Origin of the sequence: Agathobaculum sp. (genome assembly GCF_034098985.1) — a bacterium.
Taxonomy (GTDB): domain Bacteria; phylum Bacillota; class Clostridia; order Oscillospirales; family Butyricicoccaceae; genus Agathobaculum.
In genome coordinates this window covers 92,226-107,168 of the sequence record NZ_JAXEOA010000016.1, presented here as the reverse complement: position 1 = coordinate 107,168, position 14,943 = coordinate 92,226, and the positions used below count along the sequence as shown (strand labels likewise).

The following is a 14,943-nucleotide window of genomic DNA, read 5'->3' as shown; positions in this document are numbered from 1 at the left end:
CGGTTTTCCCCAGTTTGCACAGTATGACGACTACGATGAAAATCCTACCTGTTATTTTTAGAGAAAGAGGAACGCCCCATGAAATTCTCCTGTGAAAAAGAAACGCTGCTCTCGCTTATCGGCACCGCTTCGCGCGCCGTTACCGGAAAAAGCGCCATGCCGCTGCTCGAGGGCCTGCTTGTAACGGCAGAGGGAAACGAGCTTACACTAACTGGCTACGACCTTTCCATGGGCATCCGCACCACCGCGGAGGCCGACGTGGTAGAGCCGGGAAGCGTGGTTTTAAACGCACGCCTGTTTTTCGATATCGTCCGCAAGCTGCCGAACGACGCGGTCTATCTCGAAACTGACGACAAGCTGCTCACCACCATCAAATGCGGCCGCGCGGTCTTCAACCTGATCGCCACCGAGGCGGACGAGTTCCCGGCGCTTGCCGAGGTCTCCAATGAAACCGGGTTTTCGCTGCCCCAGTCCATGCTGAAAAGCATGATCGCGCAAACCATCTTTTCCGTTTCGGACAATGAATCCAAGCCCATCCACACAGGCTGCCTGTTCGAGCTTGAGGGAGACCAGCTCAACGTCGTCGCGGTGGACGGCTACCGCCTGTCGGTACGCCGTGAAAAGGTGGACGGCATTCCCGGGGACATGAAATTCGTCGTGCCCGGCTCGTCTCTTCGTGAGATCGAGCGCATCCTGACTGAGGAGGACGGCAGCGTCGAGATCTTCCCGGATAAGAAAAACATCCTGTTCCGCATCGGCGGCACCACGCTCATCACCCGCCTGATCGACGGCGAGTTTCTCAACTACCGCGCGGCCATCCCGACCGAGTTCGACCATGTCGTTTCGGCTGACCGCCATGAGCTGGTGACCTGCATCGAGCGCGTTTCGCTCATCGTTTCGGAAAAGCTTAAAAATCCGGTGCGCTTCCATTTCGACGGGCCGTATGTCCAGCTTTCTTGTATCACGGCGGTCGGCAAGAGTTATGACGAATGTTCGATCAACGGTGCGATCGAGGATCTGGAGATCGGCTTTAACAACCGCTACCTGCTCGACGCGCTGCGCGCCGCGGGGGACGATACGGTGCGTCTGTCGCTCAAGGGCGCGTTAAACCCGGTGGTCATTTCGCCGGAGCAAGGCGATAAATACACTTATCTGGTGCTTCCCGTGAGGCTGAAAGCCAATGACTGATATTGAAATTTCCGGCGGCTTCATCAAGCTCGACGCGCTTTTAAAATATGCAAACCTCGTTTCCTCCGGCGGCGAAGCCAAGCTCCTGATCGGGGATGGACAAGTGCTGATCAACGGCGAGACTTGCCAGATGCGCGGGAAAAAGCTGCGGAACGGCGATACGGTTACGCTCGGCGGACAGACGGTGCGCATCATTGCAAAGGACGCATAAATGCATTTAAATGCTTTAAAATTGCATAACTTCCGCAATTATGAACAGCAATCGTTTGAATTTGACCCCGGGGTGAACCTCATCTGCGGCGAAAACGGGCAGGGAAAGACCAATCTGCTCGAAGCCGCCGCGGCTCTCTCTACCATGCGGCTGTTCCGCACGGCGCAGAAAAAAGAGGGACTCCGGTTTGAAACAGACGATGCTTCCATCGAGGGCAGCTTTTGCGCCCAGCAACGGGATTTTACACTCGAAATGCGCCTTTTCCGTGCAAAGCCGATGGAGGTTTATAAAAACGGCGTCCGCCAGAAGCGGCAGAGCGACGCGGCCGGCATTTTCAAGACAGTGCTGTTTTGTCCGGATGATCTGCTGCTCGTCCGCCAGGGCGCGGCGGCGCGCCGCCGCTTTCTCGATACTGCGCTGTGCCAGCTTCGGCCGAACTATGCGCGCTGTCTGGAGGAATACGGGCGGCTGCACGAGCACAAAACCCGCATCCTGCGTGACAGCGAGGAGCATCCCTCGCTTCTTTCCCTATGGGAGGATTTTTCTCTGCGCATGGCAAAATTCGGCGCGCACATTATCCGGTACCGGGCGTATTATATCCGAAAACTGCTCGACAGCGCGGCGGCCGTTCATGCCGGTATCGCGCCGCAGGAGACGCTTTCGGGCGAATATAAGACCGTTTCCGACGTATCCGACCCCTTTGCGCCCGTCCCGCAGATCGAGCAGGAGCTGATAAGGCATGTATTTCGCCATAAGCAGGCCGAGATTGCGGCCAAAAGCTGCCTGTCCGGCCCGCATAAGGACGATCTGCTGTTATCTTTGGGCGGCCGTTCGGCGGCTTCCTACGGATCGCAGGGGCAGGTGCGCACCTGCACGCTTTCCCTAAAGCTTGCCGAGCGCGAGCTGTTTTTCGGGGAGGACGGCGAATACCCCGTACTGCTGCTGGACGACGTGCTTTCCGAGCTTGATAAAAAGCGGCAGGACTTTGTTTTGAACCGCATTTCGGGCGGACAGGTGCTCATCACCTGCTGTGAGGACGGCATTTTGGACAAGCTGCACGCGGGACGGGTGTTTCCGATAGAAAATGGTAAAATTATTTGACCTTTTCCCCATTTTTTGTACACAAGCTGGGGAAAAAGTGGTATAATAGAAAGAAAGGGACGGGCGGACGAAACTCCGCCCCGTCTTGCTGAAAGGGAGCCGTTTATGTATCTCCATTTAGGCCAGGATTACATCGTCCCGCTCTATGAGGTGGTCACGGTTTTCGACATGGATACCGCGACCGCGTCCCGCCGCACACGCGGGCTGATCGAGCGGCTGCAGGCCGATGGGCGCATTATCGAGCTTTATGAGGATTTGCCGCGCGCGGGCGTTTTATGCGTCTCTCCGCTCGGAGAATACTTGTATCTGACGGGGCTTTCCCCGCAGGCGTTACAGCGCCGCGCGGAAAAAGGCTTTGCCGTATAACCTGGAAAGGAACTTTGAACCTATGAGTGAAGAAATCAAGGACGAAATGCTCGACCTGCGCGTCACCGAAACGTATGACGAAAGCCAGATCCAGGTGCTGGAGGGGCTGGAGGCGGTGCGCAAGCGTCCGGGCATGTACATCGGCTCGACCTCGGCGACCGGCCTGCACCATCTGGTTTATGAGATTGTCGACAACTCGATCGATGAGGCGCTCGCGGGCTACTGCACGCATATCGAGGTGACGATCGAAAAGGGCGATATCGTCCGCGTCGAGGACAACGGCCGCGGTATCCCGTGCGGTATCCATCCGCAGATGGGCATTCCGACGCTTGAGGTCGTTTTGACCGTGCTGCACGCCGGTGGCAAGTTCGACGGCGCGGGCTATAAGGTTTCGGGCGGCCTGCACGGCGTGGGCTCGTCTGTCGTAAACGCCCTGTCCGACTGGATGGAGGCCGAGGTGCGCGACGGCGAACAGAAGCACACCATGCGCTTTGAGCGCGGGCTGACCGTGCAGAAGATGCAGTCCGTGCCCTATCAGAGCGAAACGGGCACGACCATCCGCTTCCACGCCGACCCCGAGATTTTCGAGACGACCGAGTTTGATTATGAAATCCTCGAAAAGCGGCTTCGCGACCAGGCGTTTCTGAACGCGGGCATCAAGATCACGCTGCGCGATGAGCGGGACGACGAGGTCAACGAAGAGGCCATGTTTTATGAGGGCGGTATCCGTCAGTTTGTGCAGCACTTAAACCGAACCAAGACCCCGCTGCACGACGAGGTCATCTACATGGAGGGCAGCCGCGAGGGCTCGATGGCCGAGGTCGCCATGCAGTATACCGATTCTTATTCGGAGACCATGCTGTCGTTCGCAAATAATATCAACACCACTGAGGGCGGCACGCACGAGACCGGCTTTAAAGCCGCGCTGACCCGCGTACTCAACGATTACGGGCATAAATTTAATCTTCTCAAAGAAAACGAGTCCTTTAAGGGCGAGGACGCGCGCGAGGGGCTGACCGCGATCATTTCGGTAAAGCTGCAAGAGGCGCAGTTCGAGGGGCAGACCAAGACCAAGCTGGGCAACAGCGATATGCGCACGCTTGTCGAAACCATGATGGGCGACAAGCTGATGACTTTCTTTGAGGAAAACCCGGCGGTCGCGCGCACCATCATCGATAAGGCGCAGGCCGCGGCGCGCGCGCGCGAAGCCGCGAAAAAGGCGCGCGACATGACGCGCCGCAAGTCCGCGCTCGACGGGGCTTCCCTCCCCGGAAAGCTGGCGGACTGCCAGGAAAAGGACCCCACCTATACTGAAATCTACATCGTCGAGGGCGATTCGGCGGGCGGCTCGGCCAAGGAGGGCCGCGACCGCAAATATCAGGCCATCCTGCCGCTTTGGGGCAAGATGCTGAACGTCGAAAAAGCGCGGCTTGACCGCGTTTACGGCAACGAGAAGCTGGTGCCGATGATCACCGCGTTCGGCGCGGGCTTTGGCGACGATTTTGACACCTCCAAGCTGCGCTACGGCAAGATCATCCTGATGGCGGATGCCGACGTGGACGGCTCGCATATCCGGACGCTCCTTTTGACCTTCTTCTTCCGCTTTATGCGCCCGCTGATAGAAGAGGGGCATGTATATATCGCGCAGCCGCCGCTCTATAAGAACGAAAAGGGCAAGGACGTGCGCTACACCTATACCGAGGAACAGCAGCGCGACTGCATGATGGAAATGGGCGACAATGTCCGCATCCAGCGTTATAAGGGCCTCGGCGAGATGGACCCCAACCAGCTTTGGGAGACCACCATGGACCCGACGCGCCGGACGCTGTTGCAGGTGACCTTAGAGGACGCGGCCGCGGCGGACGAGACGTTTTCTCTGCTCATGGGAGAGAAAGTAGAGCCGCGCCGCGCTTTCATCGAGCGCAATGCGAAGAACGTCAATAACCTCGATATATAAAAAAGCCAACCTATTTGGAGGCAAAGAATGAGTCAGGAATACCAAGATCAAAAAATCATCCAGGTCGACCTTGACCGGGAAATGCGTAAAAGCTATATCGATTACGCGATGAGCGTCATTGTCGGCCGCGCGCTGCCCGATGTGCGCGACGGCTTAAAGCCTGTCCACCGCCGCATTTTGTACGCCATGTATGAGGACGGCCTGACCTCGGACAAGCCCTACCGTAAATCGGCTACTACAGTCGGCAACGTGCTCGGCCGGTACCATCCGCACGGCGACGCGTCCGTTTATGACGCGCTCGTGCGCATGGCGCAGCCCTTTTCGCTGCGCTATCCGCTGATCGACGGCCATGGCAACTTCGGCTCGGTCGACGGCGACCCCCCGGCGGCTTACCGTTACACCGAGGCGCGCATGGCCAAGATTTCCAACGTGCTGCTCGCGGACATTAAGAAGGACACGGTCGATTTCGGTCCCAACTTTGACGACGACCGCAAGGAGCCGCTTGTGCTGCCCTCCCGCATCCCGACGCTGCTGGTAAACGGTTCTTCGGGCATCGCGGTCGGCATGGCGACCAATATCCCGCCGCATAACCTGACCGAGGTGATCGACGGCGTCTGCTATGTGATCGACCACCCTGAGGCCGAGCTTGACGAGATCTGCCAGTTCATCAAAGGCCCCGATTTCCCGACCGGCGGCATCATTATGGGGCGTTCGGGCATCCGTCAGGCCTACCTGACCGGGCGCGGCAAGATCAAGGTGCGCGCGCGCTGCGAGATCGAGGAGATGGAAAACGGCAAGAGCCGTATTGTCGTCACCGAGATCCCGTATATGGTCAACAAGGCGCGGCTGGTCGAATCGATCGCAAACCTTGTCAAGGACAAGCGTGTGGACGGCATCACCGCTCTGCGCGATGAATCCTCCCGCGAGGGTATGCGCATCGTGGTCGAGGTGCGGCGCGATGTGAACGCGCAGGTCATTTTGAACCAGCTTTATAACTATACGCAATTGCAGGATACCTGCTCGATGATCCATCTGGCGCTTGTGCCCATTCCGGGCGGCGGACCGGATAAGGTGCAGCCGCGCTTCCTGTCGCTGCGGCAGATCATCGATCAGTATATCGTGTTCCAGAAGAGCGTCATAGAGCGCCGCACGCGTTTTGACCTGCGCAAGGCGCAGGAGCGCGCGCATATTCTGGAGGGTCTCAAGGTCGCGACCGATGGGGACAATATTGACCGCATCATCGCCATCATCCGCGCTTCCAAGACCGAGGCCGAGGCCAAGGTAAACCTGACGCTCGAGCCGTTCTGGGTAGACCAGGTCGCGCTTTTGGGCATTGTGGACGGCTCTGACCATTTTGAATTTCATCTGGACGAGGAGCAGGCGCAGGCCATTGTGGACATGCGTCTGGGACGGCTGTCCGGCCTGGAGCAGGCAAAGCTCAACGAGGAATATAATGAGATTGAGGGCCGCATTCACGAATTTGAGCGCATTTTGTCGTCGGATGAGACGATTTTGGATGTTGTAAAGCAAGAGCTTGCCGAAATCAAGGCTAAATACGGCGACGAGCGCAAGACCGAGATTGCAAACGTGGCCGACGAGATTGATATTGAAGACCTGATCGAAGAGCAGGACTGCGCCTATACGCTCACCCATTTTGGCTACATCAAGCGTCAGCCCACCTCGGTGTACCGCTCGCAAAAGCGCGGCGGGCGCGGCGTTTCGGCCATGTCGACCCGCGAGGAGGATTTTGCCAAGAACATCTTTACCGCTTCGACGCATGATACCATCCTGTTCTTTACCGACCAGGGCAAGGTGTACAAGCTGAAGGGCTATCAAATTCCGGAGACCGGCCGCAGCGCCAAGGGCATGAACATTGTAAACCTGCTCGAGCTCGACCCGGAGGAAAAGGTGACGGCGATGTTCCCGATCCAGGAGTTTGCGGACGATAAATTCCTGTTCTTTGTCACAAAGCGGGGCGTTGCCAAGCGCATTGTGCTGAGCGATTTGAAAAACATCCGCCGGGCGGGGCTTCGTGCGCTCAATCTGGGTGAGGATGACGCGCTTGTCGATGTACGGCTGACCGACGGGGAGCAGAATATCCTCATCGCCACGCATCAGGGACGCGCAATGTGCTTCGATGAAAAGGAAGTGCGCGCGATGGGACGCGCGGCGACAGGCGTGCGCGGTATCCGTCTGGCCGAGGGCGATTTTGTCGTCGGCGCGGGACGGGCGCGCGCGGGCGCGCAGGTGCTCACCATCACGGAAAACGGCTTTGGCAAGCGAACGCCGGTTGAAGAATACACGGTGCACCACCGCGGCGGCAACGGCATCACGCTGCACGGGCTGACACAGAAGACCGGGTTGATTGCCGGCTTGTCCATTGTAGACGCGGACAACGACGTGATGATCATTACCGACGATGGCGTTATTATCCGCACGCCGGTCGAGGATATCCGCGAGTGTGGGCGAGGCAGACAAGGCGTTATCGTCATGCGCACCGGGGAGGACGTGAAGGTCATCTCGATCGCGCGCACCAGCAAGGAAGAGGAAGAAGAAACCGTTTCTGAGGAAGAATAAATATAAAAAGGCCAGCCGTGAGGCTGGCCTTTTTCTTTTAGAGAACGGTTCGCGGCGCTACCCGCGCCAAAACCTCAAGCAATACTTTGCAGCAGCGGAGAATTGCGGGGATGCGGGCGTATGAACGATTTGGCTCTATCCAAGGCGGCGCGACGCGCCTCGGGGTTCTCCCGTCGGCTCACGCCAGCACGGCGGCGCCTCGGACAGAGTCAAGTAACCATCTGCACCCCGTTCCCCGCTTTCCTCCAGGAAAAGAAGGTACTGCGTGAAGCAATGGCGCGGCTAACGCGTGAAATACTACCGGAGGGAAGATCGGGAGTCCACAGAGGGGCAAGAAACCGTAGGTGTCTTGTCCCTTTGTGTCCCGCGCCGGGCAGGCGCGCCGTCCCCGCCGCCCGCAGGCGGCATACTTTACAGTTTATCGATTTTAGCACAAAAATACTCGCACGCGGGATTATCGGGAGTTCGTTTTTTCATGCGTGGATATACACAATGCCCACAGTTTGCAGTAGTAAAGCGTTTCGGCAGTTTGACGTAGTGCTGATAAAAATACTTACAGTTTTCGCAGGTTTGTTCATTCATATCAAATAACCTCCTTTCCTCTATTTTATATTCGTTTGAATATAAAGTCAATACATTCAAACGAATATAATTTAGAATAAAGGTGAGGTGATGGTATGTATTACAAAAGGCTTCGCGATTTACGAGAAGATAAAGATTTAACTCAAAAGCAAATTTCACAGTATTTAGGCATTACACAGCCACAATATCAGCTATATGAAAGCGGAAAAAGAGAAATCCCCGCACATTTTATTGTTTTATTATCGGAATATTATAAGGTATCCACCGATTACTTATTGGGCTTACAAGACTAATATGCTATAATAAGAAAAAACCATTTGGGAGACACTATGAAAAAAGTTACGATTTATACCGACGGTGCCTGTTCAGGCAATCCGGGTCCGGGCGGCTGGGGTGCGATTTTGCAGTACGGAAAATATGAAAAGGAGCTTTCCGGCTCCGAACGCGAAACGACCAATAACCGCATGGAGCTGCTGGGCGTCATTTCGGCGCTCGAGGCGCTCTCCGAACCGTGTGCGGTCGATTTATATTCGGATAGCAAATATGTGGTGGACGGCATCACAAAAGGCTGGGCGAAGAGCTGGCGCGCCAAAGGGTGGGTCAAAGGAGACAAAAAACCCGCTAAAAACCCAGAGTTGTGGGGACGGCTGCTTGATTTATTGGACAAACACACGGTCACATTCCATTGGGTGAAAGGCCATGCCGATAACCCGCATAACAACCGATGTGACGAGCTGGCGGTCGGGGAATATCAAAAATACAAATAAGAGGCGGGAAATATGGAAAAACAAAAGCGGCTGAGCCACATCGTATTGATTATATATTATGGATTCACGCTGTGCGCGGCCATCTATGCGCTTCGGCAAGGCGCGGAACTGTATACTATCCTGCTGGCGGCGGCGGCTTTTTTGCTGCCGATCGTACCATTTTTGGTGTACCGGGTGCTGCACCTCCGCCGGGTGCCGCTGCTCGAGATTGTCCTGAACCTTTTCGTTTTGTCTGCGGTGCCGTTTGCCAGCCTGTTTGGCGGTTACGAGCTGATCCCGCCGTGGGATAAGATCCTGCATTTTCTTTCGGGCTTCCTATTTGCCACGCTCGGCATGATTATCTACTTTTATAAAAAGCCCGGCCGCCGCCTAGACCCGGCGGATGCGTTCAACGCTTCGGCGTTTTCATGGATGTTCGCCGTGTGGACGGCAGCCATCTGGGAGTTTTGGGAGTATTTTGTCTCCTTTTCGGGCGCAGACCCGCAGCAGGTCGCGGCGACCGGCGTGGGAGACACCATGCAGGATATGATTGTGTGCGCGCTCGGCGGACTGATCACAGCGGTTTCCTGTTTCAAATATGTGCGCGGCAAAAAAGAGGGCCGCGGGCTGATGATGCATCTGTTCGACAGCTTTTACAAGGAAAATATCGAGCGGAAAGAGTAAAAGGAAAATGGAAAAACATAAACTGAAAAACAACGCGCAGCCGTACCTTTGGATGGTGATTTTCGGTCTGCTGGCGGGTATTTTGACCCGTTTGACCGATTTTTTACCGGCGGATTCCATTTGGGGTTTCCAGTCGATTGCCACACTGTTCGGCTTTTGGATGGTCACGGTCACGCTGGTGATCTGCAGCAGCTCGTCGAACGGAAACGCGGCGGCGCGCGTTTTTGTGTACTTATTCTGCATGAACATCGGGTTTTACGGCCTGAAATACCTATACCGATTTTTCGCGCCAAACCGCGCGGACGAGGGCTTTCAGACAAACCTGTTTCTGCTCTACACCCTGCTGGCGTTGGCGTGCGCCGCCATCAGCTTTGTGCTGTATTTCTGGAACCGGGACAGCGCGCTAAACAGCGTATTGTACGCCCTGCCGGTCGGCGGGCTGGCCGCGGAAACGATCGGAATGGCGGTTTTCTTCTTTGCAAACCGAACCTATTTGTTCCAGCTACTATTTGATCTGGCGGGAGGTGTGGCGTTCGGTCTGCTGTTTTTCCGAAAAGCCAAAAGCAAGCCGCTGTATGCGGCAACGGCCGCGGCTGTTGCGGCGCTGGGGTATCTGCTATTTTATAAGCCCTTTTTATAAGGATAAGAAAAGAGAGCGGACGATCGTCCGCTCTCTTTTTAAATTACGCCTCAGTATGGATGACCGAAACCGGGCAGCCGTTGGCCGCCTCCTGTGCGCCGGTCTCCTGCGACGCGTCCGGCTGGTGGTATACTTCAGCCAGACCGTCCTCCGCGATGCGGAACACCTCGGGGCAGGTGCTCTCACACAGGCCGCAGGCGATGCAGCCGTCCCGGTCGATTTTGACTTCCATGCAAAAACAACTCCTTTCTGTGAAAGCAGTATGCACAGAAAGGAGCCGTTTTATAGCAGAAGATTCAAATTTCTCCACACATGATGGCCGCGATGGCGTCCTCGGTCGTCCTGTGGCCGAGGGAGATCGCGCCGATGGCCTCGGCGCGACGGCCGACCTCATATTTGTGCAGGTTGGTCTCGCCCTCCATGCACTGGCTGGTGAGATAGACCTTGGTGCCGCTCATGATGAGCTTCTGCACCACCTTTTCCAGCCGTGTCGGGATGCCGCCCGAACCAAAGCCCTCGATAATGACCTTGGGATAGCGGCTGAGAAAATCGATGATGGTCGGGTCGAGGTCGGGCACAAGCTTCATCAGTACGATCTTGGGATCGACCGTTTCGACAAAATACGGCTCGCCGCCGAGAAGCGGAACGATCTTCAGCCGCACGTTGCCCTGTTCGTCCACCGTGCCGGCGAGCGGCGCGCCCACCGACTGGAACGCGTCCACCGCTGTTGTGTGCACCTTGACCACATGGTTGCCGCGGATGACCTTGCCGTGCAGCACGGCGGCCACGCCGACATAGCCCGCGCACGCCACGCGGAACGCGTCTAAAAGATTGCGTTCGGCGTCCGAATCAGGCTCGCCCATCGGCTTTTGCGAGCCGGTGAGGATAACGGGCTTATTGAGATTGCGCAGCACATGGTACAAAAGCGCGGCGGTATAGGAAAGCGTGTCCGTGCCGTGCGCGATGACAAAGCCGTCATACCGGTCGTAGTTCTGCCAGATGGTATGGGCGAGCTTCATACGGTCTGCCGCGCACATGTCGGTTGAATCGACGCTCATCGGATTATCGACCACGACCTTGCAAATTTTAGCCAGTGCGGGCAGAAACTCAAGCAGCTCCTCCCCGGTGAGTGACGGGGCAAGGCCGTGCCCGGTCTGGCGGCTGGCGATTGTTCCCCCGGTAGCCAGCATCAGAATATGTTTCAAAAGTTTGTCCCCCCCGCGCGTTTACTGGTAGCTTTCCGCTAAAATTTCCATGATATCCTCGCGCGATAGCGGGCGCGGGTCAAGCCGGAACAGGTTTCCCATGGTGCTTTGCGCGTTGTCCGCGATCTTGCCGAAGTCCGAAGGCTCGATGCCGTAGCCCGACATGCGCAGCGTCTGCACGTCGCACGCCTTGCGCAGCGATTGCAGGCAGGCAATGAAGTCTTCGGGGGCCGCCGCGTCCTTTTTGCCCATGGCGCGCGAGAGCGCGGTCAGGCGTTCCCCGCTGGACGCAAAAAAGCGTTTCCAATATGCTTCGGAAATCATAATCAGCCCCGCGCCGTGCGGCAGGGCGGGATGGTAGGCCGAGAGCGCGTGCTCGATGGCGTGCTCGCCCGTGCAGCTCGACAGCGTTTCGACAAATCCGGCGAGCGTCGACCCGAGCGCGACGTCGGCGCGGGCGTCCGCGTTGCCGCCGTTGTGCACGGCTTCGGGCAGCGCGCCCGCAATGAGCTCGACCGCCTTGAGCGAAAACATTTCGCTGACCGGGCTCGCGCACGTGGCGATATAGCCCTCGCAGGCGTGGAACAGCGCGTCAAAGCCCTGGTAGGCGGTCAGGTGCGGGGGGACGGTCATCATAAAACCGGGGTCGACCACCGAAATGGTGGGGAAGCATTTATCCCCGCCGCCGCCGATCTTCTCCTCGCCATTGGTCACGACCGTCCACGGGTCGGCCTCGGTGCCCGTGCCCGCGGTCGTCGGGATAGCGATGAGCGGCAGGCCGTCGTTCTTTATCCGCTGGCCCTTACCCGTGCCGCCATGGATGTAATCCCACCAGTCGCCCTCGTTCGTGGCCATGATGGCGACCGCCTTGGCCGTGTCGATGGAAGAGCCGCCGCCCAGCCCGGCGACGAACGTGCATCCCTCCGCCCGGCAGAGCGCGGCGCACTCGCGCACGCCCTCAATGGTCGGATTGGGCTGTACCTTATTATAGACGATGGTCTCGTGTCCGCCTTCGCGCAGCGCGCCGGCCACTTTATCCACATAGCCGAGGCGCGTGGTAGAAGTGCCGCCGGTAATGATAAGCCCTTTTCCTGCGGGCAGCTTGGCGCGCGCGAGCTTTTTCACCGCACCTTGGCCAAAAAACAGGCGGGTTGGCATATAGAAGTTAAAAATATCCATTTTTATGGGTCCTCCTTAAAAAAGGGGCGCAAAGCCCCAACATGACTATTATACCAAATGGGACACCGCTTGCAAAGATGCAAATGGATGAAAATAGGCCTTATTTTTTGGTGATTATACTCATAAAAAAACGCAAATGAACGCTTGACCTTGTGCACAATAGATGATATTATGATGTCACAGAAAAGAAGAAGGGCAAACACCCACACCAAAGCAGGGGCTTTGGGAAAGGCGAAAACCCGGCGCTTATTTTCTGGGAAACAAACTGGAACAAGAACCGAAAGGGGTGGGTCCAATGGTATCTGAAGAAGCATCCTACCTGTTCGCGGGGCTCGCCGCGGCGCTGTAAAAACCGAAACGATAAAGGTGATAACAGAACATTGAAGCGAGTTCCAGAAAAATCGGACATGCCGGCTTTCTAACGATTCTTCCACAACGGCAGCTTTGAGGAAGTTAGTCCTCATGAAAAAATGCCCGTCATCGTATAGGCGAGAACAATGCAAAGCAAACGGCAGTGAAAAAAGTCCGAAGCATGAAAGAACCTGAAAGTGGTGCGTTGGCGAATCAAAAAATAACCAAGCCTGCAAAACCATCAAAAACCCGTGCGCGTCCGTAGGCCGATGGGCATACTGATGAGTATGGCGCAGCACAGCGAACCATGCATTGCGGCGATGATATCAAAGCTCCAGTGATTCGGGTGGCCGGCAGGAAACAAAATCGACCCGCCAGAAAAGACGCATCCAACATCAAAGCAAACTTGATATAGAGTTCCCGAATGTGAGAAAGGTAAGAAACAGACGTTGATTATCATGAGAACCGCAGCCGGGCAGCTCCGCGAACGTTAGGATAGATTGCAGAAAAGTAAAAATCATTTCCCAAAAACTAAAAAGGAACAACAGAATGATTCAAAAAAAGCAGTAAGGGCCCTGCCAGTAGGTGGGGCCTTTATCGCGTCCAAACGGAAAAAACCGCAGGTCAAGCCTGCGGTTTTTGTATCATATCATAGAGTGCGGCGAGCGCGTCCTTGAGCGTGCCGACCTCGTCAATGAGGCCGCTTTCGACCGCCTGCTGCCCCGAAATCACCGTGCCGATATCAGCGGTGAGCTGGCCGGTTTCGCGCATCAGGTTTTTGAGCGTATCCGCGCTGATCTTGGAATGCGAAGTGATGAAATCGACGATCCGCTCCTGGATTTTCGCCAAATACTCAAACGCCTGCGGCACTGCAATGATCGTCCCATTCATGCGCACAGGATGGATGGTCATGGCGGCGGATTCCGCGATAAAGCTCTTTTTCGCCGCCACCGCGAGCGGCACGCCGATCGAATGCCCGCCGCCCAGCACGAGCGACACGGTCGGCTTCTCCATGCCCGCGATCAGCTCAGCGATGGCAAGGCCGGCCTCAACGTCGCCGCCGACCGTGTTGAGCAGGATGAGCATACCGTCGATGTCCTCCGCCTGCTCTACCGCCGTGATCTGCGGGATCAAGTGCTCGTATTTGGTGGTTTTATTCTGCTGGGGCAGCTCCATGTGCCCCTCGATCTGCCCGATGATCGTGATGCAGTGCACCGTGCCGCGCGAGGTCTTGGCCGTCACCGACCCGGTCTGCGCAATGCTGTTTTCCTCCGGCGCGTCGATCGTTTGCATATCGTCTGCCACGAAAATTCTCCTCTCCTGCAGGATTGCCTGCAAACAAAGTGTGCCGCGGGATGGTTTTTGTTATGCGTATTTTTCTTTCCCTTTCGCACAATATTACAAATTGTAAACAAATAATGACCGTACTTAGCCATCTGCAAGCGGTCAATACAAAAAGTTATCCACTTTATACACAGATTTATCCCCAACCCGCTATGGAAAATGCCATAATTTTTTTGCAGGATGCGGCATGAGGGGGTTTCATTATGGAAACATGTCTTGCTGTTTTGCGTGGAGTTTGCTACAATAGTAGTGAATATACGCAGCTATTGCGGGAATATGGAGTGGATACAATCATGAATCCGATCGTTACGATTGAAATGGAACAGGGCGGCGTCATCCGCGCCGAGTTATATCCGGAAGTCGCGCCGAACACGGTGCGCAATTTTATTTCGCTTGCACAGAAGGGCTTTTATGACGGCACGATCTTCCACCGCGTCATCCCGGGCTTTATGGTTCAGGGCGGCGACCCGGACGGCACCGGCATGGGCGGCCCAGATTACTGCATCAAGGGAGAGTTCACCGGAAACGGGTTCCAGAACGATCTGGTGCATTCGCGCGGCGTGCTTTCCATGGCGCGCACGATGGATCCGAACTCGGCCGGCAGCCAGTTTTTCATCATGACCGAGGATTCGCCCCATCTGGACGGCCAGTATGCCTCCTTTGGCATGGTGACCGAGGGCATGGACGTGGTCGACCAGATCGTCAACACCCCGCGCGACTGGAACGACCGCCCGCGCAGCGAGCAACGCATGAAAAAGGTCTCTGTGGACACCCACGGCGAAACCTACGAGGCGCCCGAAACCGTATAAGGA

At 56.3% G+C, this 14,943-nt stretch carries 16 protein-coding genes; 11 read left to right on the top strand and 5 right to left on the bottom strand.

Annotation, left to right across the window (positions count from 1 at the left end):
- Positions 1-78: 78 nt before the first annotated feature.
- The 6 genes from dnaN (at position 79) to gyrA (ending at position 7,400) form a co-directional block, all read left to right on the top strand.
- Positions 79-1,188, top strand: a complete 1,110-nt coding sequence (gene dnaN, locus SO058_RS05435; protein WP_320841975.1) for a DNA polymerase III subunit beta — start codon at positions 79-81, stop codon at positions 1,186-1,188.
- Positions 1,181-1,399: an RNA-binding S4 domain-containing protein gene (locus SO058_RS05430; protein ID WP_320841974.1), complete on the top strand. Its 219-nt coding sequence runs from the start codon at positions 1,181-1,183 to the stop codon at positions 1,397-1,399. Before dnaN ends, SO058_RS05430 begins: the two co-directional genes overlap by 8 nt.
- Positions 1,400-2,500: a DNA replication/repair protein RecF gene (gene recF, locus SO058_RS05425; RefSeq protein ID WP_320841973.1), complete on the top strand. Its 1,101-nt coding sequence runs from the start codon at positions 1,400-1,402 to the stop codon at positions 2,498-2,500.
- Positions 2,501-2,605: 105 nt separating this feature from the next.
- Positions 2,606-2,866 carry an extracellular matrix regulator RemB gene (gene remB / locus SO058_RS05420; RefSeq protein WP_320841972.1) on the top strand — a complete coding sequence of 87 codons (261 nt, stop codon included), beginning with the start codon at positions 2,606-2,608 and terminating at the stop codon, positions 2,864-2,866.
- Positions 2,867-2,888: 22 nt separating this feature from the next.
- Entirely contained in the window at positions 2,889-4,823 is a 1,935-nt protein-coding gene (gene gyrB / locus SO058_RS05415) for a DNA topoisomerase (ATP-hydrolyzing) subunit B (protein WP_320841971.1), read from the top strand.
- A gap of 27 nt (positions 4,824-4,850) precedes the next feature.
- The gene (gene gyrA / locus SO058_RS05410; protein WP_320841970.1) at positions 4,851-7,400 is read left to right on the top strand and encodes a DNA gyrase subunit A; all 2,550 of its coding nucleotides are present in this window, start codon (positions 4,851-4,853) and stop codon (positions 7,398-7,400) included.
- Between the two features lie 411 nt (positions 7,401-7,811).
- Here gyrA and SO058_RS05405 read toward each other — a convergent pair whose 3' ends face one another.
- Positions 7,812-7,982, bottom strand: coding sequence for a hypothetical protein (locus SO058_RS05405; protein ID WP_320841969.1), 171 nt, complete (start codon positions 7,980-7,982; stop codon positions 7,812-7,814).
- Between the two features lie 95 nt (positions 7,983-8,077).
- Here SO058_RS05405 and SO058_RS05400 point away from each other — a divergent pair, with 95 nt between their 5' ends.
- From SO058_RS05400 to SO058_RS05385, 4 genes are read left to right on the top strand one after another with little or no spacing between them, the layout of a single operon-like run.
- Entirely contained in the window at positions 8,078-8,275 is a 198-nt protein-coding gene (locus SO058_RS05400) for a helix-turn-helix domain-containing protein (RefSeq protein WP_320841968.1), read from the top strand.
- A gap of 36 nt (positions 8,276-8,311) precedes the next feature.
- Positions 8,312-8,749, top strand: a complete 438-nt coding sequence (gene rnhA, locus SO058_RS05395; RefSeq protein ID WP_320841967.1) for a ribonuclease HI — start codon at positions 8,312-8,314, stop codon at positions 8,747-8,749.
- 12 nt (positions 8,750-8,761) lie between these two features.
- The gene (locus tag SO058_RS05390) at positions 8,762-9,412 is read left to right on the top strand and encodes a hypothetical protein (RefSeq protein WP_320841966.1); all 651 of its coding nucleotides are present in this window, start codon (positions 8,762-8,764) and stop codon (positions 9,410-9,412) included.
- Between the two features lie 7 nt (positions 9,413-9,419).
- Positions 9,420-10,052, top strand: coding sequence for a hypothetical protein (locus SO058_RS05385; RefSeq protein ID WP_320841965.1), 633 nt, complete (start codon positions 9,420-9,422; stop codon positions 10,050-10,052).
- A 43-nt stretch (positions 10,053-10,095) separates the two neighbouring features.
- Here the strand turns inward: SO058_RS05385 and SO058_RS05380 are convergent, their stop codons facing one another.
- The 4 genes from SO058_RS05380 to SO058_RS05365 form a co-directional block, all read right to left on the bottom strand.
- Positions 10,096-10,284: a ferredoxin gene (locus SO058_RS05380; RefSeq protein WP_320841964.1), complete on the bottom strand. Its 189-nt coding sequence runs from the start codon at positions 10,282-10,284 to the stop codon at positions 10,096-10,098.
- A 64-nt stretch (positions 10,285-10,348) separates the two neighbouring features.
- On the bottom strand, positions 10,349-11,257 hold the full coding sequence (locus tag SO058_RS05375) for an asparaginase (protein WP_320841963.1): 909 nt from the start codon (positions 11,255-11,257) through the stop codon (positions 10,349-10,351).
- A gap of 21 nt (positions 11,258-11,278) precedes the next feature.
- Positions 11,279-12,436: an iron-containing alcohol dehydrogenase gene (locus SO058_RS05370; protein ID WP_320841962.1), complete on the bottom strand. Its 1,158-nt coding sequence runs from the start codon at positions 12,434-12,436 to the stop codon at positions 11,279-11,281.
- Between the two features lie 975 nt (positions 12,437-13,411).
- Positions 13,412-14,080 (bottom strand): ClpP family protease, encoded by a 669-nt coding sequence (locus SO058_RS05365; protein ID WP_320841999.1) that lies wholly within the window; start codon positions 14,078-14,080, stop codon positions 13,412-13,414.
- A 344-nt stretch (positions 14,081-14,424) separates the two neighbouring features.
- On the opposite strand from SO058_RS05365, the gene SO058_RS05360 reads away from it, so the two are divergent.
- A complete protein-coding gene (locus SO058_RS05360) occupies positions 14,425-14,940 on the top strand; it encodes a peptidylprolyl isomerase (protein WP_320841961.1) in 516 nt (171 codons plus the stop codon).
- Positions 14,941-14,943: the final 3 nt, after the last annotated feature.

Excerpts from the sequence above, each read along its gene's own strand:
- dnaN (WP_320841975.1), top strand. The coding sequence starts at position 79 with ATGAAATTCTCCTGTGAAAAAGAAACGCTGCTCTCGCTTATCGGCACC.
- SO058_RS05430 (WP_320841974.1), top strand. The coding sequence starts at position 1,181 with ATGACTGATATTGAAATTTCCGGCGGCTTCATCAAGCTCGACGCGCTT.
- recF (WP_320841973.1), top strand. The coding sequence starts at position 1,400 with ATGCATTTAAATGCTTTAAAATTGCATAACTTCCGCAATTATGAACAG.
- remB (WP_320841972.1), top strand. The coding sequence starts at position 2,606 with ATGTATCTCCATTTAGGCCAGGATTACATCGTCCCGCTCTATGAGGTG.
- gyrB (WP_320841971.1), top strand. The coding sequence starts at position 2,889 with ATGAGTGAAGAAATCAAGGACGAAATGCTCGACCTGCGCGTCACCGAA.
- gyrA (WP_320841970.1), top strand. The coding sequence starts at position 4,851 with ATGAGTCAGGAATACCAAGATCAAAAAATCATCCAGGTCGACCTTGAC.
- SO058_RS05405 (WP_320841969.1), bottom strand. The coding sequence starts at position 7,982 with ATGAATGAACAAACCTGCGAAAACTGTAAGTATTTTTATCAGCACTAC.
- SO058_RS05400 (WP_320841968.1), top strand. The coding sequence starts at position 8,078 with ATGTATTACAAAAGGCTTCGCGATTTACGAGAAGATAAAGATTTAACT.
- rnhA (WP_320841967.1), top strand. The coding sequence starts at position 8,312 with ATGAAAAAAGTTACGATTTATACCGACGGTGCCTGTTCAGGCAATCCG.
- SO058_RS05390 (WP_320841966.1), top strand. The coding sequence starts at position 8,762 with ATGGAAAAACAAAAGCGGCTGAGCCACATCGTATTGATTATATATTAT.
- SO058_RS05385 (WP_320841965.1), top strand. The coding sequence starts at position 9,420 with ATGGAAAAACATAAACTGAAAAACAACGCGCAGCCGTACCTTTGGATG.
- SO058_RS05380 (WP_320841964.1), bottom strand. The coding sequence starts at position 10,284 with ATGGAAGTCAAAATCGACCGGGACGGCTGCATCGCCTGCGGCCTGTGT.
- SO058_RS05370 (WP_320841962.1), bottom strand. The coding sequence starts at position 12,436 with ATGGATATTTTTAACTTCTATATGCCAACCCGCCTGTTTTTTGGCCAA.
- SO058_RS05365 (WP_320841999.1), bottom strand. The coding sequence starts at position 14,080 with ATGCAAACGATCGACGCGCCGGAGGAAAACAGCATTGCGCAGACCGGG.
- SO058_RS05360 (WP_320841961.1), top strand. The coding sequence starts at position 14,425 with ATGAATCCGATCGTTACGATTGAAATGGAACAGGGCGGCGTCATCCGC.